General features: G+C 75.8%; 23 protein-coding genes and 1 riboswitch. Of the genes, 13 read left to right on the forward strand and 10 right to left on the reverse strand.

The features are described 5' to 3' along the window. Positions 1-5 precede the first annotated feature (5 nt). From K7640_RS07575 to K7640_RS07595, 5 genes are all read left to right on the forward strand, one after another. Positions 6-419, forward strand: a complete 414-nt coding sequence (locus K7640_RS07575) for a molybdopterin-binding protein (protein WP_222953991.1) — start codon at positions 6-8, stop codon at positions 417-419. Beyond that, positions 419-1,210, forward strand: coding sequence for a molybdate ABC transporter substrate-binding protein (modA, locus tag K7640_RS07580; protein ID WP_222953992.1), 792 nt, complete (start codon positions 419-421; stop codon positions 1,208-1,210). Before K7640_RS07575 ends, modA begins: the two co-directional genes overlap by 1 nt. Further along, positions 1,207-2,043, forward strand: coding sequence for an ABC transporter permease (locus K7640_RS07585; protein ID WP_222953993.1), 837 nt, complete (start codon positions 1,207-1,209; stop codon positions 2,041-2,043). The genes modA and K7640_RS07585 overlap by 4 nt, the downstream gene beginning before the upstream one ends. A 104-nt stretch (positions 2,044-2,147) precedes the next feature. Beyond that, the gene (locus K7640_RS07590; RefSeq protein ID WP_222953994.1) at positions 2,148-3,236 is read left to right on the forward strand and encodes an ABC transporter ATP-binding protein; all 1,089 of its coding nucleotides are present in this window, start codon (positions 2,148-2,150) and stop codon (positions 3,234-3,236) included. A gap of 65 nt (positions 3,237-3,301) precedes the next feature. Then, the gene (locus K7640_RS07595; RefSeq protein ID WP_222953995.1) at positions 3,302-3,730 is read left to right on the forward strand and encodes an ATP-binding protein; all 429 of its coding nucleotides are present in this window, start codon (positions 3,302-3,304) and stop codon (positions 3,728-3,730) included. A 9-nt stretch (positions 3,731-3,739) separates the two neighbouring features. Here the strand turns inward: K7640_RS07595 and K7640_RS07600 are convergent, their stop codons facing one another. The 4 genes from K7640_RS07600 to K7640_RS07610 form a co-directional block, all read right to left on the reverse strand. Next, positions 3,740-4,231 carry a DUF2231 domain-containing protein gene (locus tag K7640_RS07600; protein ID WP_222953996.1) on the reverse strand — a complete coding sequence of 164 codons (492 nt, stop codon included), beginning with the start codon at positions 4,229-4,231 and terminating at the stop codon, positions 3,740-3,742. A 200-nt stretch (positions 4,232-4,431) separates the two neighbouring features. Next, positions 4,432-5,622 carry a cell wall metabolism sensor histidine kinase WalK gene (locus K7640_RS07605; RefSeq protein ID WP_222953997.1) on the reverse strand — a complete coding sequence of 397 codons (1,191 nt, stop codon included), beginning with the start codon at positions 5,620-5,622 and terminating at the stop codon, positions 4,432-4,434. A gap of 7 nt (positions 5,623-5,629) precedes the next feature. Continuing rightward, positions 5,630-5,782: a winged helix-turn-helix domain-containing protein gene (locus K7640_RS30025; protein ID WP_308042483.1), complete on the reverse strand. Its 153-nt coding sequence runs from the start codon at positions 5,780-5,782 to the stop codon at positions 5,630-5,632. Further along, positions 5,783-6,295, reverse strand: a complete 513-nt coding sequence (locus tag K7640_RS07610; RefSeq protein ID WP_255608366.1) for a response regulator — start codon at positions 6,293-6,295, stop codon at positions 5,783-5,785. Positions 6,296-6,464: 169 nt separating this feature from the next. On the opposite strand from K7640_RS07610, the gene K7640_RS30540 reads away from it, so the two are divergent. The 3 genes from K7640_RS30540 to K7640_RS07625 all read left to right on the forward strand — a co-directional run bounded on the left by K7640_RS30540 (position 6,465) and on the right by K7640_RS07625 (position 9,404). Then, on the forward strand, positions 6,465-7,670 hold the full coding sequence (locus K7640_RS30540) for a DUF2786 domain-containing protein (protein WP_308042484.1): 1,206 nt from the start codon (positions 6,465-6,467) through the stop codon (positions 7,668-7,670). 130 nt (positions 7,671-7,800) lie between these two features. Beyond that, positions 7,801-8,160, forward strand: coding sequence for a YciI family protein (locus tag K7640_RS07620; RefSeq protein WP_255608486.1), 360 nt, complete (start codon positions 7,801-7,803; stop codon positions 8,158-8,160). Beyond that, entirely contained in the window at positions 8,157-9,404 is a 1,248-nt protein-coding gene (locus tag K7640_RS07625) for an RNA polymerase sigma factor (protein ID WP_222953999.1), read from the forward strand. Before K7640_RS07620 ends, K7640_RS07625 begins: the two co-directional genes overlap by 4 nt. 15 nt (positions 9,405-9,419) lie before the next feature. On the opposite strand, the gene K7640_RS07630 is transcribed toward K7640_RS07625, so the two are convergent. The 5 genes from K7640_RS07630 to K7640_RS07650 form a co-directional block, all read right to left on the reverse strand. Next, entirely contained in the window at positions 9,420-9,923 is a 504-nt protein-coding gene (locus tag K7640_RS07630; RefSeq protein ID WP_222954000.1) for a hypothetical protein, read from the reverse strand. Between the two features lie 305 nt (positions 9,924-10,228). After that, positions 10,229-10,402: a CsbD family protein gene (locus K7640_RS07635; protein WP_222954001.1), complete on the reverse strand. Its 174-nt coding sequence runs from the start codon at positions 10,400-10,402 to the stop codon at positions 10,229-10,231. A gap of 84 nt (positions 10,403-10,486) precedes the next feature. Next, positions 10,487-12,757: a cation-translocating P-type ATPase gene (locus tag K7640_RS07640; RefSeq protein WP_222954002.1), complete on the reverse strand. Its 2,271-nt coding sequence runs from the start codon at positions 12,755-12,757 to the stop codon at positions 10,487-10,489. An 18-nt stretch (positions 12,758-12,775) separates the two neighbouring features. After that, a complete protein-coding gene (locus tag K7640_RS07645; protein WP_222954003.1) occupies positions 12,776-13,747 on the reverse strand; it encodes a hypothetical protein in 972 nt (323 codons plus the stop codon). Between the two features lie 34 nt (positions 13,748-13,781). Continuing rightward, a complete protein-coding gene (locus K7640_RS07650; protein WP_222954004.1) occupies positions 13,782-13,991 on the reverse strand; it encodes a heavy-metal-associated domain-containing protein in 210 nt (69 codons plus the stop codon). Between the two features lie 152 nt (positions 13,992-14,143). Here K7640_RS07650 and K7640_RS07655 point away from each other — a divergent pair, with 152 nt between their 5' ends. The 3 genes from K7640_RS07655 (at position 14,144) to K7640_RS07665 (ending at position 17,242) form a co-directional block, all read left to right on the forward strand. After that, on the forward strand, positions 14,144-14,443 hold the full coding sequence (locus tag K7640_RS07655) for a metal-sensitive transcriptional regulator (protein WP_222954005.1): 300 nt from the start codon (positions 14,144-14,146) through the stop codon (positions 14,441-14,443). A gap of 143 nt (positions 14,444-14,586) precedes the next feature. Continuing rightward, positions 14,587-15,921 carry a YibE/F family protein gene (locus K7640_RS07660; protein ID WP_222954006.1) on the forward strand — a complete coding sequence of 445 codons (1,335 nt, stop codon included), beginning with the start codon at positions 14,587-14,589 and terminating at the stop codon, positions 15,919-15,921. 166 nt (positions 15,922-16,087) lie between these two features. Then, positions 16,088-16,219, forward strand: a riboswitch (cyclic di-AMP (ydaO/yuaA leader). Between the two features lie 3 nt (positions 16,220-16,222). Then, complete coding sequence (locus tag K7640_RS07665) at positions 16,223-17,242, forward strand: hypothetical protein (protein WP_222954007.1); 1,020 nt, start codon at positions 16,223-16,225, stop codon at positions 17,240-17,242. Between the two features lie 192 nt (positions 17,243-17,434). On the opposite strand, the gene K7640_RS07670 is transcribed toward K7640_RS07665, so the two are convergent. Next, a complete protein-coding gene (locus tag K7640_RS07670) occupies positions 17,435-18,106 on the reverse strand; it encodes a carbonic anhydrase (protein WP_222954008.1) in 672 nt (223 codons plus the stop codon). Positions 18,107-18,288: 182 nt separating this feature from the next. On the opposite strand from K7640_RS07670, the gene K7640_RS07675 reads away from it, so the two are divergent. After that, positions 18,289-18,630 (forward strand): helix-turn-helix transcriptional regulator, encoded by a 342-nt coding sequence (locus K7640_RS07675; protein ID WP_374198065.1) that lies wholly within the window; start codon positions 18,289-18,291, stop codon positions 18,628-18,630. A gap of 81 nt (positions 18,631-18,711) precedes the next feature. Continuing rightward, positions 18,712-19,980, forward strand: a complete 1,269-nt coding sequence (gene mycP, locus K7640_RS07680; RefSeq protein WP_308042485.1) for a type VII secretion-associated serine protease mycosin — start codon at positions 18,712-18,714, stop codon at positions 19,978-19,980. Positions 19,981-20,058: the final 78 nt, after the last annotated feature.

The raw sequence follows: 20,058 nt of genomic DNA on the forward strand, positions 1-20,058 counted from the left end.
GCGGAGTGTCCGCATTCCGGATCGGCGAGGCCGCCGAGCTGCTGGGCGTCAGCACCGACACGGTGCGGCGCTGGGTCGACGCCGGCCGCCTCCCGGCCAGCCGGGACGACCACGGGCACCGGGTGATCGGCGGGGCCGACCTGGCCGCCTTCGTCCGGGCCGGCGCGGCCGACCCGGAGGGCACCGGGCGGTCCTCGGCCCGCAACCGGCTGCGCGGCATCGTCACCGCCGTCGTCAAGGACACGGTGATGGCGCAGGTCGACATCCAGGCCGGCCCGTTCCGGGTGGTGTCCCTGATGAGCCGCGAGGCGGTGGACGAGCTGGACCTGCGGGTCGGCTCGGTGGCCGTCGCCGTGATCAAGTCGACCACCGTGGTGGTGGAGCGCGCCCCGACCCCCGGTCAGCAGAGGAGCGGCTGATGAGACCTCCCCGTAGGCTGCCGGCCGCCGTGGCCGCCCTCGCCGTGCTGGCCCTGGCCGGCTGCGGGGGCGCCGACGACCCGTCGTCCGGCGCCGACACCGACACCGTCCGGGGCACCGTCACGGTGTTCGCCGCGGCGTCGCTGACCGAGTCGTTCGGCACGCTGGGCCGGCAGTTCGAGGCCGCACACCCGGGCACCCGGGTCACCTTCAACTTCGCCGGCAGCTCGGCGCTGGCCACCCAGATCACCCAGGGCGCGCCGGCCGACGTGTTCGCCTCGGCCGCGCCCGGCCCGATGCGTACGGTGACCGAGGCGGGCGACGCCGCCGGGGAGCCGGCCGTCTTCGTCCGCAACCAGCTGGTGATCGCCGTGCCGAAGGAGAACCCGGAGCGGGTCACCGGGCTGGCCGACCTGATCCGACCGGGCACCAAGGTGGCGCTCTGCGCCCCGCAGGTGCCGTGCGGCGAGGCGGCCGGCAAGGCCCTCGACAACAGCGGCGTACGCCTCACCCCGGTCACCCTGGAGCAGGACGTCAAGGGCGCGCTGGCCAAGGTGAAGCTGGGCGAGGTCGACGCCGCCCTGGTCTACCGCACCGACGTGCGGGCCACCCCCGAGCTGACCGCGGTGGAGTTCCCCGAGTCGGCCGGCGCGGTCAACGACTACCCGATCGTGGTGCTGACGGCCGCCGGAAACCCGGCCGGGGCGCGGGCGTTCGTCGCGTACGTCCGCTCCGACGCCGGCCGGGCGGTCCTCACCGACGCCGGTTTCCAGCCGCCCCCGGTCGGATGACCGTCGCGCCCGGCACCGTCCGGCGGTCCGACGCGGCCCGGCGGCGGGCGGCGGCCGGGCGGCTGCCCCTCGCGCTGCTGGTGCCGGCCGGGCTGGGCCTGCTCTTCCTGGTCCTGCCGCTGGTCGGGCTGCTGGCCCGGGCGCCGTGGACGACGCTGCCGCAGCGGCTCACCGCACCGGGCGTGCTCACCGCGCTGCGCCTGTCCGTGCAGACCGCGACCCTGGCCACCCTGCTCTGCCTGCTGCTCGGGGTGCCGCTGGCCTGGCTGCTGGCCCGGGTCGACTTCCCCGGCCGGCGACTGGTCCGGGCGCTGGTCACCGTCCCGCTGGTGCTGCCGCCCGTGGTCGGCGGCGTGGCGCTGCTGCTGGTCTTCGGCCGGCGCGGCCTGCTCGGCGGCTGGCTGGACGCCACGTTCGGGATCACCCTGCCGTTCAGCACCACCGGGGTGGTAGTCGCCGAGTCGTTCGTGGCGATGCCGTTCCTGGTCATCGCCGTGGAGGGCGCGCTGCGCGGCGCCGACCGCCGGTACGAGGAGGCCGCCGCGACCCTCGGCGCCGGCCGCTGGACCACCTTCACCCACGTCACCCTGCCCCTGGTGGCTCCCGGGGTCGTCGCGGGGGCGGTGCTCTGCTGGGCCCGGGCGCTTGGCGAGTTCGGCGCCACCATCACCTTCGCCGGCAACTATCCGGGCCGGACCCAGACCATGCCGCTCGCCGTCTATCTGGCCCTGGAGACCGATCTGCAGGCCGCCGTCGTGCTGAGCCTGATCCTGCTCACCGTGTCGGTGGGCATCCTGGCCGCGCTCCGCGACCGCTGGGTCACCGGCCCGTGAGCGCCGCCGAGCAACCGCGCGGCCACCGGCCCACGAGGGCCGCCGAGCGACCGCCGGATGGCCGGCCCGTGAGCGCCGCCGAGCAACCGCCGGATGGCCGGCCGGTGAGCGCCGACCGGCCGCTGCTCGACGCCCACCTGGTCGCCGACCAGCACGCCTTCGAGCTGGACGTGCGGCTGCGGATCGCCGCCGGCGAGGTGGTCGCGCTGCTCGGCCCGAACGGCGCCGGCAAGACCACCGCGCTGCGGGTGCTGGCCGGGCTGCATCCGCTCACCGCCGGCCACGTCACCGTGGCCGGGGTGGACCTGGACCGGCCCGACCGGCGCCTCTTCGTCCCGCCGGAGCGCCGCCGGATCGGCGTGGTGTTCCAGGACCACCTGCTCTTCCCGCACCTGAACGCGCTCGACAACGTGGCCTTCGGCCCGCGCCGGCACGGGCTGGACCGGCGGGCCGCGCGGGCCCGGGCGGCGGACTGGCTGGACCGGGTGGGCCTCGACGGGTACGCCCGCCGCCGGCCCCGCCAGCTCTCCGGCGGCCAGGCGCAGCGGGTGGCGCTGGCCCGGGCGCTCGCCGTCGACCCGGCGCTGCTGCTGCTCGACGAGCCGCTCGCCGCGCTGGACGCGCGGACCCGGCTGGAGACGCGTACCGAACTGCACCGGCACCTCACCGCACACCGCAACGCCGCGCTGCTGGTCACCCACGACCCGCTCGACGCGCTGGTGCTGGCCGACCGGCTGGTGATCGTCGAGGCGGGCCGGGTGGTGCAGGAGGGCGACGCCGCCACCGTGACCGCCCGGCCGCGCACCGACTACGTCGCCCATCTGGTCGGGCTCAACCTGCACCGGGGCCGGGGCGAGGGGCACACCGTCCGGGTCGGGGCGGGGCTGGCCCTGACCACGGCCGACCGGGTGACCGGGGACGCCTTCGTCGCCTTCCCGCCGGCCGCCGTCGCGCTGCACGCCGGGCGGCCCGACGGCAGCCCGCGCAACACCTGGCCGGCCACCGTGGTCGGGGTCCAGCGGCACGGCGACAACCTGCGGATCCAGCTCGACGGCCCGCTCGGGGTGGCGGCCGACGTCACGCCGGCCGCCGCGGCGCAGCTGCGTCTGGTGCCCGGTCAGGCGGTCTGGGCGGCGGTCAAGGCCGCCGAGACCCGCGCCTACCCCGCCGGGGGCGGCCCCGGACCGGGGTGACGGAACGTGCGCACCCGGGTCCGGGTACCGGTGTGGCGGGCGACCACGAGGGGTAAGAACAGATCATGGGTGAACTGCGGACGTCGCCGCCCCCGCCGGCAGCCACCGAGATCCAGCGCTGGGAGCTGACCAGCGGGGCGGAGCTGCGCGGCCTGCGCGCCTCCCTGCACAAGGCGCTGACCGGCCGCGTGCTCAAGGAGGGCGAGGAGCTGGACCACATCCCCGAGCAGGTCGTCCTGGTCGCCACCGAGCTGGCCACCAACGCGCTGGTGCACGGCCTGCCACCGACCACGGTCCGGCTGCTGGAGGCGGCGGATTGCTTCGTGCTCGACGTCGCCGACCACGACCTGTCCACCACGCCGGAGATGGCCGACACCCGGCCGCTCGGCTCCGGCGGCCGGGGCCTGCAACTCGCCCGCGCGTTCTCCCTCGATGTCGGCTGGTACGCCACCGACACCTCGAAGCATATCTGGGCCACCTTCCCCCGCCCCTGAGCCGCCGGGTCAGTCGTCCCCGCCGCCGGGGCGCTGCTGCGCCGCGGGGGTGTCGCCCCAGACCGCCTTCGCGCCCGACTCGCCCACCCGGTAGACCTGCACCAGGTTCGCCGCCGCGACCACCACCGCCAGCACGGCGACCACCACGCCCAGCGTCGCCGGGCGCCGCCCGTCACCCCTGCGGACGGCCCGGCGATGCAGCAGGACCAGCCCCAGCGCCACGACCAGCAGCGGCAGGGCGTACCAGAGCAGGGTGTCACCGAGCTCGGCGTGCCGGCCGGGGTCGCCCACCCGGTGCTCCAGGCTCTCCCCGCTCTCGGTGGCCAGCGGGATCGCGGCGGTGGCGAGGGCGGCGACCGCCACGACCAGGACCCCGAACCGGCCGCGCCAGGCCGGGCGGACCGCGAGCGCGAGCACGCCGAGCGCGGCCAGCGGCAGGAGTACGACGACGGCGTGCACCACGAGCGGATGCAGCGGCAGTCCGTTGACGGTGTCGAACACGGATGACTCCTCGGTCCGGTGGTTGTCCGCCACCCACCCTGGCCGCCGTTTCTTGCGAATTTCTTGGCCGGCCGGCCCCGGGCGGTCGCGACCCGACGCCGCTCGGCCCGCCACGGCCCCACGGCCGAACAACGCCACAGCACCACGGCGGCACAGCACCACGGCGGCACGGCGGCACGGCGGCACAGTGCCACGGCCGGTCAGGCGGCGGGCAGCGCCAGCGTGAAGGTCGCGCCCTCGCCCGGCGCGCCGGCCACCTCGACGGTGCCCCGGTGCGCCCGCGCCACGTGCTGCACCAGCGCCAGGCCGAGGCCGAAGCGGCGGCCCGCGCCGGACGTGCCGTGCGCGAACCGGGCGAAGAGCCGCTCCGCGTCGGCGGGGTCGAGCCCCACCCCGTTGTCGGCGACCCGGGCCCGGACCAGGCCGTCCTCCCGGCGCACCGCCACCCGCACCCAACCGCCGGCCGGTACGTGCCCGATCGCGTTGTCGACCAGGGCGGTCAGCGCCCGACGCAGGGCCGTGCCGGCACCGCGTACCGGGGCCGCGTCGGCCGTCTCGACGAGCAGCTCGACGTCCCGCTCGGCCGCGTAGCCGCGCATGCCGGCCACCACCGCCCGGGCCACCTCGGCCAGGTCCACCACCGTCTCCGGCAGCGGCTGCTGCTCGGCGGCGGCGGAGACGAGCAGGTCCTCCACCACGTCGCCCAGCGCCCGGGTGTCCGCCACCAGCTGTGCCAACTCGTCGGCGAGCGCCCCGGCCGGCCGGGCGCGGGCCCGGCGGGCCAGTAGTTGCGCCCGGGTGTGCAGCACGGTGAGCGGGGTGCGCAGCTCGTGCGAGGCGTCCGCGACGAACCGGCGTTGCAGGGTGAGCGCGGTGGCCAGCGGCGCCACCGCCCGCCGGGCCAGCAGCGCCGCCACGGCCAGCGCGCCGGCCAGCCCGGCGGCCCCGGCCAGCAGCAGGGCACCGGCCAGCTGCCGCCGCTCGTCGCGCAGCGGGCGCAGGTCGGCGGCGACCGCCCAGACGCTGCCGTCGGCCCGCCGGGCGATCAGCACCCGGACCGGCCGGTCGTCGCCCGCGTCGGTGTCGTACCGGGCCGGCGACCGCCGGACCGCGCCGTCGAGGACCCGGACCACCTCCGGTGGCGCGCCCGGGGTGATCTCCGGCGCACCCCCGCCCGCGGGCAGCCGGGCCAGGTGGTCGCCGGGCGGCGGGTCATCCACGTCCTCCGCCTGGGTGAGGACCTGGCGCAACTCCGCGTCGAGCGCCCGGGACCCCGCCCGGCCGGTGAGGACGAACGTCAGCCCGCCGACCAGCAGCAGCACCGCGGCGATCGCGGCCACCGTCTGGGCCACGCTGCGCCGGCGGGCACGGATCAGCCGAGCCTCGTCCAACCCGGCCTCACTCCGCGCCGAGCCGGTAGCCCAGGCCGTGCACGGTACGGACCACCTGCCGGCCGAGCTTGCGGCGCAGGTGGTGCACGCAGGCGTCGACGGTGCCGGGGGCGTCCGCCCGGTCGAAGGCGGCGCTGAGCAGTTCGGCCCGGGTGAACACCTACGTCGGGCGGCCGGCCAGGGCGTGCAGCACGGCGAACTCCCGGGCGGAGAGCGGGATCTCCGCGCCGCCGTCACACACCCGCCGGTTCGCCACGTCCAGCCGCCGATGCCCCACCGGCAGCCAGCCCGCCGACTCCGGGTGCCGCCGGCGCAGCGCCCGCAGCCGGGCCAGCAACTCGGTCACCTCGAAGGGCTTGACCAGGTAGTCCTCCGCCCCGGCGTCCAGCCCGGCGACCCGGTCCTGCACCGCGCCCCGGGCGGTGAGCAGCAGCACCGGGCAGGTCATCCCGCGCCCGCGCAACCGGGCCACCAGTTCCAACCCGTCCAGGGCGGGCAGCCCCCGGTCCACCACCAGCACCTGGTAGTCCCGGGTCAGCGCCAGATGCAGGCCGCGGTGCCCGTCCCCGGCCACGTCGACGGCGTACCCCTCCTCGGTCAGCAGGTCGGCCAGCAGCGCGGTCAGCGCGCGGTCGTCCTCGACCAGCAGCAGGCGGGGCCGGGCGCTCTCCATCCGTCCAGTATTCCCCCGGCCGGCCGGACCGCCGCCGGACGGGAGAGTTGCGCCACCTCGCCGCCCCCGGGCGGCCGGTACGGGGGCGGTGGTCGGGCCGGCGGCGGTACCGTTCCGCCGGTGAGCGGCCCGCCGGGCCGACGCGAGGAGCACCGCGAAGGGGACAGTCGTGCCGGACGGTGACGTTCTGGTCCGCGAGGCCGTGACGGCGGCGCGTGCCGCGGACGTACGCGCCGCGGAGCGGGCCCTGGACCGGCTGGTGGTCGGCGAGCCCGACGCGGTGCGGTCGGCGCTGCGGGCCCGGCTGACCGGCGTGGTCGGCCGGCTGTGGCCGCGTGGCTGGCAACCGGTCGACCTGGACCGGATCGCCGCCCGGCGGCTCGACCCGCGGGCCGCGCGACTGGTCCGGGACGCGGCCGTCGCCCAGCGCGCCGAGCTGCCCGGCCCGGTGCCGGGCTGGTTCGACGAGCAGCTCGCCGGCTGGGGCGGGCCGCCGGACGGCGACTGGCTGGACCGGTGGGCCGGCGGCGCCGGCGTGGACCGGATCACCGCGCTGCGGGACGCGGTGGACGCCCTGGTGCTGCTGGAGTCGCTGCCACCGATCGCGGTGCTGCGCCCGCCGCCCGGCGCCCCGGCGGGGGCCACCCGGGCCGGCGCCCCACGGACCGGCTCGCCGATGCTGGACCGGGTACGCGCGCTGCTGGCCAAGGCCGAGTCGACCACCTTCCCGGCGGAGGCGGAGGCGTTGACCGGCAAGGCGCAGGAGCTGATGGCCCGGCACAGCATCGACCAGGCGCTGCTCGACGACACCGCCGAGCGGCCCGGCCAGCCCGGCGGGCTCCGGCTGGCCACCGAGGCGCCCTATCCGGGGGCGAAGGCCCTGCTGGTGCAGGAGGTGGCGGCGGCGAACCGGTGCGAGTCGGTCTGGTCCGACGACCTGGGCTTCGCCACCGTGCTCGGCTATCCGGCCGACCTGGCCGCCGTCGAGTTGCTCTACACCTCGCTGCTGGTGCAGGCGACCGCGGCGATGCTGCGCGGGCGCGGCGAGCGGCGTTCGACCGGCGGCAGCCGCCGCACGAAGGCGTACGACGAGTCGTTCCTCAACGCGTTCGCGCTGCGCATCGGCGAGCGGCTGCGGGAGGCCGCCGAGGCGGCGAACCGGGCCGCCACCGAGGCCGGCGCCGACCGGCTGCTGCCGGTGCTGGCCGCCCGGTCGGACGCGGTCCGGCAGCGGCTGGACACCCTCTTTCCCGGCACCACCCGGGGCCGGCTCACGGTGCGGGACGCGGAGGGCTGGTCGTCCGGCACCGCCGCCGCCGACCGGGCCTCGCTGCGCCCGGACGCCGCCCGCCGTCCGGTACGCGGCCGCCGCTGACCGGCGCGCGCGACGAGCGGCGGCGATTTCCTCCGCGATGATGTCGGGAACGCCGCCCCGGTTCCGACCACTCACCGAGAGGCGCCACGACCGGGTGGCCCCGTACGCGAGGAGTGCCGTCGTGAAGTACATGCTGCTGATCTGGAACCGTCCGGGTTTCGTGGAGAGCCTGTCCGAGCAGGAGCGCAACGAGATCTGGGGCGAGGTCGACGAGGTCATGAAGGAGCTGACCGCCTCGGGTGAGCTGGTCGGCGGGCAGGCGCTGGCCGACCCGTCGCAGACCCGGACCGCCCGGCTCGTCGGCGGCCGGCCGGAGGTCACCGACGGCCCGTTCCTGGAGAGCAAGGAGCAGTTCGCCGGCTACCTGATGGTCGACTGCGATACGCCGGAGCGGGCCGCCGAGATCGCCGCCGGCTGGCCGGACGTCCGGCGCGGCATCGGGGTGCTGGAGGTCCGACCGGTGATGGACGAGGCCGGGGCGGAGATGTGAGCTCACCCGGGGCCGTCGAGGACCTGCTGCGTGGGCTCGCGCCGCAGGTTCTCGGCATCCTCGTCCGCCGGCACGGCCAGTTCCACGCCGCCGAGGACGCGGTGCAGGAGGCGCTGCTGGCCGCCGCGACCCGGTGGCCGGCCGAGGGGGTGCCGGAGCACCCCCGGTCCTGGCTGGTCACCGTCGCCGGCCGGCGGCTCACCGACGAGTGGCGCAGCGAGCGCGCCCGCCGGGAGCGCGAGGTCGCGGTGGCCGTTCGGGAGCCGGCGTACGCGGCGGTCGCCCCGCCGCCGGACGAGGAGGCCCCGGCCGGCGACGACACCCTGCGGCTGCTCTTCCTCTGCTGCCATCCGGCCCTGAACCCACCCGCGCAGATCGCCCTGACGCTGCGGGCGGTGGGCGGGTTGAGCACCGCCGAGATCGCCCGGGCGTTCCTGGTGCCGGAGGCGACGATGAGCCAGCGGATCCGCCGGGCCAAGCAGCGGATCGAGGCGGCCGGTGCCCGGTTCACCCTGCCCGGGCCGGCCGAGCGGGACGAGCGGCTGCGCGCGGTGCGGCAGGTGCTCTATCTGATCTTCAACGAGGGCTACACCGCGTCCAGCGGCCCGCACCTGCGCCGCTCGGAGCTGACCGGGGAGGCGATCCGGCTGGCCCGGGAGCTGCGCCGGCTGCTGCCGGACGACGGCGAGGTGACCGGGCTGCTGGCGTTGATGCTGCTCACCGACGCGCACCGGGCGGCGCGTACCGGGCCGGCGGGTGAGCTGGTGCCGCTGGCCGAGCAGGACCGCGCTCGCTGGGACCGGGCGGCGATCGCCGAGGGGGCGGCCCTGGTGGCCGAGGCGCTGACCTGGTCGCCGCCCGGGCCGTACCAGATCCAGGCGGCGATCGCCGCGGTGCACGCCGAGGCCGGGTCGGCGGCGGAGACCGACTGGCGGCAGATCGTCGCGCTCTACCGCCTGCTGGGCGTGCTGGCGCCCAACCCGATGGTCACCCTGAACCGGGCGGTGGCGGTGGCCATGGTGGACGGTCCGCGCGCCGGACTGGCCCTGCTGGCGCCGCTGGACGCCGACGAGCGCACCGCCGGCCATCACCGGCTGGCCGCCGTCCGGGGGCACCTGCTGGAGCTGGCCGGGGAGCGCGGTCCGGCGCGGGCGGCGTACCTGGCGGCGGCGCGGGGGACCACCAGCCTGCCGGAGCGGCGCTACCTGGAGCTGCGGGCCGCCCGGCTGACCACCGGCCGATGAGGATCACCCGGCGGGTCAGGCCCGGCACTCCTTCATCAGCCGTGGGGGGATCGCCACGAAGGTGGCGCTCATCCACTTGACCGGGTCGGTGGACTGAGCGCCGGCGTCGATCCGCTTCGCGGTGTCGGTGAGCAGCGCCCTGATCTCCGGGTTCCGTGCCTTCCCGGCCTGGCCGCGTACGTCGTCGGCCAGCCCGGCGAGGTTCTCCTTGAGCTGCGCCTCGACCTGCTCCGGGGTCAGCTCGTTCTTGGTCGCGGCGGCCGAGTCGGCGGCGATCCGCCTACTGCCCTCGATGATCAGCTGGTCGACCTTGCGGCAGACCTCGGCGGTGTTGACGGCGGTGACCGGGCGCGGCGAGGCGCTGGGGCTCGGCGCGACGGTCGGGGTGCCGGTGGCCTCCGCCGCGCTGGCCGTGGCGCCGGTCGGCGCGCTCGCCGGTGTGTCGGCGGTGCCCTGGCAGCCGGCGGTGAGGGCGGCGACCGCCGCCAGGGCGAGGGCGCTGGTCGAGGTGCGGGTCATCGACTTCCCCGTTCGGTCGTCGGCCGTCCGGGGACGGCACGGGTCGGCGTGGAGTGCGGCCCGGCTCTCCCGCACCCGCGCCACACCTCAGCGGTCCGTGGCGGGGTGTCGTCCTGGCAACGAGCCGGCCGCCGGGTGGGACACGTCCCTGGCGACGGTAACCCGATCACGCTCCGCACCCGCACCGGCCCGCGTCATCATTCGATCAACTCCGATGCGCTACCGGCCAGGTCGGGTGCGCCGGGACGCCGGACGCGCGACACCGGACCGGCCAGCGGCCGGTCCGGTGTCGACGAGGCGTACGGTCAGCTCTTGAAGGCGTCCTTGATCTTCTCGCCGGCCTGCTTGAGCTTGGCGCTGGCCTGGTCGTTGCGGCCCTCGGCCTCGAGGCGCTCGTCGTCGGTCGCCCGGCCGACGCCCTCCTTGACCTTGCCCGCGGTGTTCTCGGCGGTGTTGTCGATCTTGTCGTCGAACCCCATGTCGAGCCTCCTCTTCGGCGCTTTCGCTACATGCCTGAGGTACCCCGGGGCCCGAGCCGGAAAACCCCAACCTCGCCCAATTCCTCACACAGTGTCATCGGCCACCGGCCGGAAGCGGCGCAGCCGGAGGCTGTTGGCCACCACGAAGACCGACGAGAACGCCATCGCCGCGCCGGCGATCATCGGGTTGAGCAGACCGGCGGCGGCCAGCGGCAGGGCGGCCACGTTGTAGGCGAACGCCCAGAACAGGTTGCCCTTGATGACCGTCAGGGTGCGCCGGGAGAGCCGGATGGCGTCCACCGCCGCGGTCAGGTCGCCCCGGACCAGGGTCAGGTCGGACGCCTCGATCGCCACGTCGGTGCCGGTGCCCATCGCCAGGCCCAGGTCGGCCTGGGCCAGCGCGGCGGCGTCGTTGACCCCGTCACCGACCATGGCGACCGTCCGCCCCTCGGCCTGGAGCCGCTTGACCACGTCCACCTTCTCCGCCGGCAGCACCTCGGCGATCACCCGGTCGATGCGCAGCTCGGCGCCGACCGCCTCGGCCACGGTGGCGTTGTCGCCGGTGAGCAGGACCGGGGTCAGGCCCAGCCGGCGCAGCCCGTCGACCGCCGCCCGGCTGGTCGGCTTGACCACGTCGGCCACCGCGAGGACGCCCCGGGCCCGGCCGTCCCAGCCGGCCACCACGGCCGTCCGCCCGGCGCCCTGCGCGTCGGTCACCGCCCGCGCGACCTCGTCGGGTACGTCCAGACCCCGCTCCCGCAGCAGCCGGAGCCGGCCGACGGCCACCTCCCGGCCGGCCACCCGACCGGTGACGCCGAGCCCCTCGGCGTTGGCGAAGCCGGTGACCGGCGGCAGCTCGCCCGCGTCGGCGGCGCCCGCCGCGACGGCCCGGGCGATCGGGTGCTCGGAGCCGGCCTCCACCGCGCCGGCCAGCCGGAGCAGCTCGACCCGGTCCTCGCCGGTGGCGGGGAGCACGTCGACCAGGGTCATCTTCCCGGTGGTGACGGTGCCGGTCTTGTCCAGCACCACGGTGTCGGCCCGGCGGGTCGACTCCAGCACCTCCGGGCCCTTGATCAGGATGCCGAGCTGGGCGCCCCGGCCGGTGCCGACCAGCAGCGCGGTCGGCGTGGCCAGCCCCAGGGCGCACGGGCAGGCGATGATCAGCACGGCGACGGCCGCGGTGAACGCGGCGGTCGGGCCGGACCCGGTGCCCAGCCACCACCCGAGCGTGCCGGCGGCCAGCGCGATGACGATCGGCACGAAGACGCCGGAGATCCGGTCGGCGAGGCGCTGCACGGCGGCCTTGCCGGTCTGCGCCTCCTCCACCAGCTTCGCCATCTGGGCGAGCTGGGTGTCCGCGCCGACCCGGGTGGCGGTGACCACCAGCCGGCCGCCGGCGTTGACGGTGGCGCCGACCACGGTGTCGCCCGGCCCGACCTCGACCGGCACCGACTCGCCGGTCAGCATGCTGGCGTCGATCGCCGAGGTGCCCTCGTCGACCACGCCGTCGGTGGCGACCTTCTCGCCGGGGCGCACCACGAACCGGTCCCCCACCGCGAGCTGGTCGACCGGGATCCGGGTCTCCACGCCGCCGCGCAGCACCGCGACGTCCTTGGCGCCCAGCTCCAGCAGGGCCCGCAGCGCGGCACCGGCGGTCCGCTTGGACCGGGCCTCGAAGTAGCGGCCGGCCAGGATGAACGTGGTCACCCCGGCGGCGGCCTCCAGATAGATGTTGCCGGCGCCGCCGTCGGAGACGATGGCGAAGCTGAACGGGTGGGTCATCCCCGGCATCCCCGCGTCGCCGAGGAAGAGCGCCCACACCGACCAGCCGAACGCCGCCACGGTGCCGAGCGAGACCAGGGTGTCCATGGTGGCCGCGCCGTGCCGGAGGTTGACCCACGCGGCGCGGTGGAACGGCAGGCCGCCGTAGACCACCACCGGGGCGGCCAGCGTCAGCGACAGCCACTGCCAGTAGTCGAACTGCCAGGCCGGCACCATCGCCAGCAGGACCACCGGCACGGTCAGCGCCACCGACACCCACAGCCGGGTACGCAGGCCGCGCAGCTCGTCCACCGGTGCGGCGGTCGACCCGGCCGCCCCGGCCGGGGTGGGCGGCGGCGGTAGCACGGCGGTGTAGCCGGTCTGCTCCACCGTGGCGATCAGCGCGTCCGGGGTGACCTCGTCGGAGTACCGGACGGTGGCCTTCTCGGTGGCGTAGTTGACCGACGCCTGCACGCCGTCCATCCGGTTGAGCTTCTTCTCGATCCGGGCGGCGCAGGACGCGCAGGTCATCCCGCCGATCGCCAGCTCGATCACGTTCGGGGCGACCGGCAGGGACTTCGCGGTCGTGTTCATCGCGGCACCTCCTCGGCGTCAGTTGTGCCCGTGGCCCGGGCTGCCGTGTCCGGCTTCGGGGGTCGGCGCGGGGGCGGGCGGCGCGTCGGTCGCCGGGGTGCCCGGGTCGCCGGCCACCACGGTGAACTCCGCGGTGTGCACCGCGTCGCCGTGCCGGAAGTCCAGGTAGAGCCGGTAGGTGCCGGCCGAGGGCACCTCGGCGGAGAAGGTCACCTCCGGTCCGGCCGGGGTCCGGCCGTCGCCGGGCTCGCCGTGCGGGTGCACGTGCAGGTACGCCAGGTCGCCCTGGCGCAACGCGACGAGGTGACCGTACGCGCCCAGGTAGGGCTGGAGGTCGGTGACCGGCTGCCCGTCCCGGCTGACCCGCACGGTCAACTCGCTGGTGCGGCCCGGCTGCGGTGTGCCGCTCAGGGTGACCGTGTAGCCGTCGACGGTGGCCGTGGTGGCCGGGGCCGGCAACGGCCGGGGCGCCAGGGCGCCGGCGACGGTGACGTCGACGCCGAGCGTCAGCGGCTCGGCGCCGGTGGGCGTGAAGTCGGCGAAGGCCCGCCAGACGCCGGGCCCGGCCAGCGGCGAGGCGACCCGCCAGGTGCCGTCGCCGGCCAGCTCCGGGTGCACATGCCGGAAGCCGGAGAGGTCGCGGCGGGCGACGATCAGGTGCATCCGCTTGTCGTGCGCCACGTCGTAGCGGGTGACCGGCCGGCCGTCGGGGCCGGCGATCCGGAAGGCGAACTCCCCGGCCGGGGCGCTCACCGGTTGCATCGTGTAGCCCCGGTCGGAGACGAGCAGCCCGCCGGGGAGGTGGTTGTCGGTGGTGGCACCACCGGAGTCGTGGCCGCCGGAGTCGTGGCCGCCGCCGGAGTCGGTCGGGTCGTGGCGGGTCTCGGCGGCGGGGGTGACGGGGTCGGTCAGCTGACCGGCCCCGTACGCCGCGCCGAACACCGCCGCGAGGCCGAGGGCGAAGCCGCTCAGCTTGGTCGCCGTGTTCATCGTGGCCCTCGGTTCCTTCGGGTCGCCGGAACCGTCACGCCCCGACGAGGTCGTACCCGGCCTCGTCGACGGCGGCACGGACGGTGTCCGGGTCCAACGGGTGCTCGCTGGTGACGGTGACCTGGCCGGAGGCCAGGTCCACCTGGACGTCGTCGACGCCCGGGATCGCGCGCAGCTCGGTGTTCACCGCGTTGACGCAGTGCCCGCAGGTCATGCCCTGCACCTGATACGTGTTGGTGATCATCGTCGTTCCTTCCGTCGCTCCCACCATATACCCCCCAGGGGTAGCGGCCCGGGAGATGCCCGGCACGCCCTCCGGTACGCCTACCCCCTTGGGGTATCTACCGGACAGCCGGACCGTACCATACCCCCGAGGGGTACGCTATCCTGGTCGGCATGACCGCACCGACCACCCCGACCCGGGGCTACACCGCCAGCAAGGACCAACTGCTCGCGCGGCTGCGCCGCATCGAGGGCCAGGTCCGCGGCATCGAGAAGATGGTCGAGGACGACCGCTACTGCATCGACGTGCTCACCCAGATCTCCGCCATCCAGGCCGCGCTGGACAAGGTCGGCCTGGGGCTGCTCGACGGGCACGCCCGGCACTGCATGCACGAGGGCGCGGTCGAGGGGCGGGCCGACGAGATGGCCACCGAGATGATGGCGGCGGTCGGCCGGCTGATGAAGCGGGGCTGACCCGCCGCCCGACCCGAGCTACGGCGACCCCGCGACCTGCGGTCGGACCACGCGCCTGGTTACCATCCGGGCGTTCCTCCGTGGCGGTTGAACCGCCCGGACCGTCGGCCCGTACCCAGCACCGGATCGTCAGGAGACTCAGCATGGGCGCCGACCACCCGCGTACCGCCCCGCCCGCCCCACCGGGCGTGCGGCGGATCCTCGTGGCGACCGTGGTCCCGCTGTTCCTGCTCACCGTGATCGCCGCGGTGGTGCTCTGGCCCCGCGACACGCCGGGCGGTGAGCCCGCCGCCGAGCTGCCCCGCTACCACGGCACGGTCACCCGGGTGGTCAGCGAAGCCTGCCCGCCGACCCCGGATTCGCCCGAGGGCGGCCCGGACGGCGGGCAGCGCCGCTGCGGCACGGTCACCGTGCGGGTGGCGCAGGGGCCGGACGCCGGTCGGGAGGTGCAGACCCCGGTGCCGGACGGCCCCGGCGCGCCGGCGGTGCGCGCGGGCGACGAGATCATCCTGGTCCAGCTCACCGACCCGACCGATCCACAGGCGAGCCGCTACGACATCGCCGAACACCAGCGCGGTACGCCGCTGGTCTGGCTGGTGGTGGTCTTCGCCGCCGCCATCGTCGCGTTCGGGCGGTGGCGTGGGCTGGCCGCGCTGGGCGGTCTCGCCGCGAGCTTCGCCATCCTGCTGACCTTCGTGCTGCCCGGGATCGGCGCCGGCCGGTCGCCGCTGCTGGTCGCGGTCATCGGCTCGGCGTTGATCATGTTCGTGGTGCTGTACCTCACCCACGGGGTCACCGCGCAGACGTCGGTCGCCGTGCTCGGCACCCTGGGCAGCCTGGTGCTGACCGGCGTCCTCGGCGCGGTGGCCACCGCGGCCACCCACCTGACCGGGTACGGCAGCGAGGACGCCACCACGCTGTCCATGTTCCAACAGGACGTGGACCTGCACGGCCTGCTGCTCGCCGGGATCGTCATCGGCTCACTCGGCGTGCTCGACGACGTGACCATCACCCAGGCGGCCACCGTCACCGAGCTGGCGCACGCCAACCCGGAGCTGTCCCGCCGGCAGCTCTACCGGGCGGCCACCCGGGTCGGCCGGGCGCACATCGCCTCCGTGGTCAACACCATCGTGCTGGCGTACGCGGGCGCCTCGTTGCCGTTGCTGCTCCTGCTGGTGGCCGATTCCCGGCCGGTGGGCCAGCTCCTCACCAGCGAGTTCCTGGCCCAGGAGATCGTCCGCAGCGCGGTGGCCACGCTGGGGCTGGTCGCCGCCGTGCCGCTCACCACCGGTCTGGCCGCGCTCGTCACCACCGCCGGCCGGCGCACCGGCGGGCCGGCACCGGTCGCGCCCCCGGCCCGCCCGCCGGCCGACCACGACGACGCGCTGGAGGCGCTCAGCGCGCCACGCACATCGACCACCACCACGGCCCCCGGCCGGTGGTCCGATCCGGAAAGGAGCACGGACGACGCATGGTGACACTGCAGAGCGTGACCGACCACGCCGCCACCCATGTCAAACGTGTCACTGGTTACCGCACAGGTCTCCGAAAATACGGCTTTGGTCGGGTTCCGGACGTAGCTCACCGACCCGGCTCTCGGGTAACCTCGCTGCCGGTCACCGCCGAAGGCGCGCAGCGGCGCCTGCGGTGCCACCGCCCAATCGCCGCTCGGCGAGCCGGGGAACCAGGTACCTGGGGTGAAGCCGCGCCAGCGGCCGGGGCAACTTCCGTCCCGAATCCGTCAGCTAACCCGGTCGGCGGTCGAAGGAAGGGAACACTGTGACGGCACCCCTGCGCCGCTGGTTGACACCGGTGGTGGCCGTGCTCACCGCACTCGCCATCGTCACCGGGCCCCTCCCGGCGACGGCCGCCCCGAACACCCCCAAGCCGTCCGGGCACGAGGAGGACAACGACCCTCCGCTGCTCAACGACGTGCTGGAGCAGACCAACCGGGGCTACTTCCAGGCCAAGGCCAAGCTGGCGAAGTCCAAGCAGCGCCAGCTCGCGCTCGCCCTCGAGGTCCGCCGCGCGCAGAGCGAACTGGACCGGCTCACCCCGCAGGTGGGCAAGATCGCCGCGCAGTCGTACCGGACCGGGCGGGTGGGCGCGATGGCCGTCCTGCTGGACAGCAACAGCCCGACCTCCTTCGTGAAGCGCGCCGCGGTGCTCGACGAGATCAACATGGTGAACGAGCAGAAGCTGGCCGAGGTCACCGCGGCCAAGCGGCAGGCCGAGGCGGCCAAGCAGGCCCTCGACGTCGAGGTACGCGAGCAGCAGCGGCAGACGGCCATCATCGCCAAGCGCAAAGCCGAGGCGGAGAAGTCGCTGGACCTGGTCGGCGGCAAGGGCTTCACCGGCGGCCTCGTCTCGGAGACCTCGCCGGTCGCCCGGGTCGCCCCCGGCCGGACGTCCGACGGGGACTGGCGTCGCGAGTCGTGCAGCGAGTCCGATCCCACCACCTCGGGCTGCGTCACGCCGCGCACGCTGCACATGTACAAGGAGGTCAAGCGGGCCGGCTTCGACCGGTTCGTGGGCTGCTACCGCTCCGGCGGGCCGTGGGAGCACCCGAAGGGCCGGGCGTGCGACTGGTCGTTGCAGAACAGCGGCTTCAGCCCGTGGCACAACAAGGACACCCGGACGTACGGCAACAACCTCGCCGCCTTCCTGCTGCGCAACGCGGACCGGCTCGGCATCTACTACGTGATCTGGAACCGGCAGATCTGGTTCCCGGCGACGGGCTGGCGTTCGTACAGCGGCCCGTCCAACCACACCGACCACGTGCACGTGTCCCTGCTGTAGTGCCCCCCGCGCCCCCGGGCCGTCCCGCCTCGTGCGGGGCGGCCCGCGCCGTCTCCGGGCTTCGGTGTGCGGTCGGGCGCGGTCGAAGCCGGCCCGGCGACGCGCGTTCGGGCGACAGGGCCCGCCCCGGCGACGCGCGGTCGGCGCGACAGGGGCCCGTCCCGGCGACGCGCCAGGGCCCTGGGTCCAGCCTCAGCCGGCCGGGGGCGCGACCGGGTCGACCGGCCGGGCCTGGGCGGGCGCCCGGGCCGCCGCGCCGGCCGGCGCCTCGGCCACCGTCCGCACCTCGCCGGCGCCCAGCCGGTACGACATGCCGACCACCGCGCACCGGCCCGCCGCCACCGCCGCGGCCAGCGCGGCGGACTTCGACACCAGGGCCTCGACGGTCTGGGCGATGTGGATGTCCACGATCGCGTCGATGTCCTCGACGCCCCGGTCGGCCGCCTGCCGCAGGCTGGGCAGCACGGCGTCGACCACCGCGCCCAGGTGCCCGGGGGGTGGCGTGCCGGTGCGGACCGCCTCGCGGGCGGCCTGGACCGCGCCGCAGGAGTCGTGGCCGAGCACCACCACCAGCGGCGTGTTGAGGACGGTCACGGCGTACTCGACGCTGCCCAGCACCTCGGGGCCGGCGGTGTGCCCGGCGGTCCGGACCACGAAGAGGTCGCCCAGGCCCCGGTCGAAGATGATCTCAGCGGCCAGGCGGGAGTCGGAGCAGCCCACGATCACCGCGAACGGATCCTGGCCGGCGGCGACCGCGGCACGGCGGTCGGCGTCCTGGTTGGGGTGGCGCGGCGCCCCGGCGACGAACCGCCGGTTGCCGGCGCGCAGCTCGTCGAGCGCGCGCTGCGGACTGCTCCACGGCATTCGCCTCACCTCGTCCCTCACGTACGCGGGTGGGTCGGCCGGCGGTACGGCCGGCACCACCGTCACACGCGGCGGGAAAGCCCGTCAAGATTTCGTGATATGGATTTCAGGTGTCACGGCGTGGCGGGCGCCGGGTCAGCCACGGGGCCGTCACTGCGCCGACCTGGGCCCAAGGTCATACCATGGCCGGTATGGCGACCACGGCTGACGGGCACGGGAGCACCCGGAACTGGACTTTCCTGACAAACCACGCGCACGTCCTGCTCGCCATCGCGCGTAACCCCACCGCCCGGCTGCGCGACGTCGCCGACCAGGTCGGGGTGACCGAACGCGCCGCCCAGGCGATCGTCGCGGACCTGGAGGCCGGGGGCTACCTCCAGCGCACCCGGGTCGGCCGGCGCAACGAGTACACCGTCGACCCGACCGGCCACTTCCGCCACCCGGCCGAGGCCGACCGCCAGGTCGGCGACCTGCTCGCCCTCTTCACTCCCGGGCCCGCCGACGAGGGCACCGCGCGGCACTGACCGGGCTCCGGCCACATCGGACCGGACCGCACCGCCGCTCCCGTGCCCACGCCGCCGGTCCACCGGCGGTAATCTCACCCCGTGCGCGAGAGCTTCCGATCGGGTGGGCGACCGGCGGCCCGGGGTGCCGGGGACGGATCCCGTAGCCTCCGGGGCCGGGCCGTCCGTTGTGGACTGGCGCTGGCCCTGCTCGGCACGATCGTGGTCGCGCCCGTGCCGGTCGCCGCCGCAGCGCCGGCGTGCGGTCCGACCGGCGGCCCCGGCCCCACCGAGCGTCCGTGGCCGTTGCGCCGGCTGAAGCCGGAGTCGGTGTGGCCGATCACCCGGGGCGAGCAGGTCACCGTCGCGGTGATCGACTCCGGTGTCTCGGCCAGCCACCCCGTGCTCCAGGGGCGCGTCAAGGAGGGCCGCGACTTCAGCGGCCTCCCGGCACGGCAGGGGCGCTGCGACGAGGAGGGGCATGGCACCACCGTGGCCGGCATCATCGCCGGCCGGTCGGACACCGGGTCGCCGTTCAGCGGGATCGCCCCCGAGGCCCGGATCCTGCCGCTGCGGGTGCTGCCCAACAAGCAGGAGACCCGGGACCCGGCGCTGCCCGGCCAGATCGCCGAGGCGATCCGCTGGGCCGCGGACCACGACGCCGACGTGATCAACCTGTCGCTGGTCACCGAGCCCGCCCCGGAGCTGGAGCAGGCCATCGGGTACGCGCTGAAGAAGAACGTCGTCGTGGTCGCCGCCGCGGGCAACACCAACGAGCAGCAACAGCAGAACGGGCCGGTGTTCCCGGCGAGCTACCCGGGGGTCATCGCGGTCGCCGGGGTCGACGAGGAGGGCGCCCACGTGGAAACCTCCGTCAGCGGAGAACACGTGGACGTGGCCGCCCCCGGGCTGAACCTCATCGGCCCGGCCCCGCAGGGCGACGGCTACCTGCCCCAGGCCGCCGGTGGCACCAGCTTCGCCGCCGCGTACGTCTCCGGCGTCGTCGCGCTGCTCCTGGCCGCCCGCCCCGACCTCACCCCCGAGCAGGTCGCCACCCGGCTGGTCCGGACGGCCGACAGCCCGCCGGAGGGCAAGAGCCCCGAGCTGGGGTACGGCGTAGTGAACCCGTACCGGGCGGTGACGAACCTGCTCGGCAGCCGCAACGACCCGCCGCTCGGGGCGATGCCGGCCCCGCCCGGCGGGGACGACCCACTGGACCGGCAGCGCACGCTGGCCCTCTGGATCGGGCTGGCCGGCCTGCTGTTCGCGGTGCTCCTGCTCGTCTCCCGGCCGGTCCTGGCGCACGGGCGCCGACGCGGGTGGCGGCCCGGGCGGCGCCCGAACTCCCCGGAGACCGGCTCGGCCGGCTGACCGGCGTCCCGCCGGGGACCGGCGACACGGGCGGCTGGCCGCCGGGCGTTGCCGGCGGTTGTCCCCGCGAGCGGTCGG

This window comes from Micromonospora sp. PLK6-60, assembly GCF_019890675.1.
Lineage (GTDB): Bacteria > Actinomycetota > Actinomycetes > Mycobacteriales > Micromonosporaceae > Micromonospora.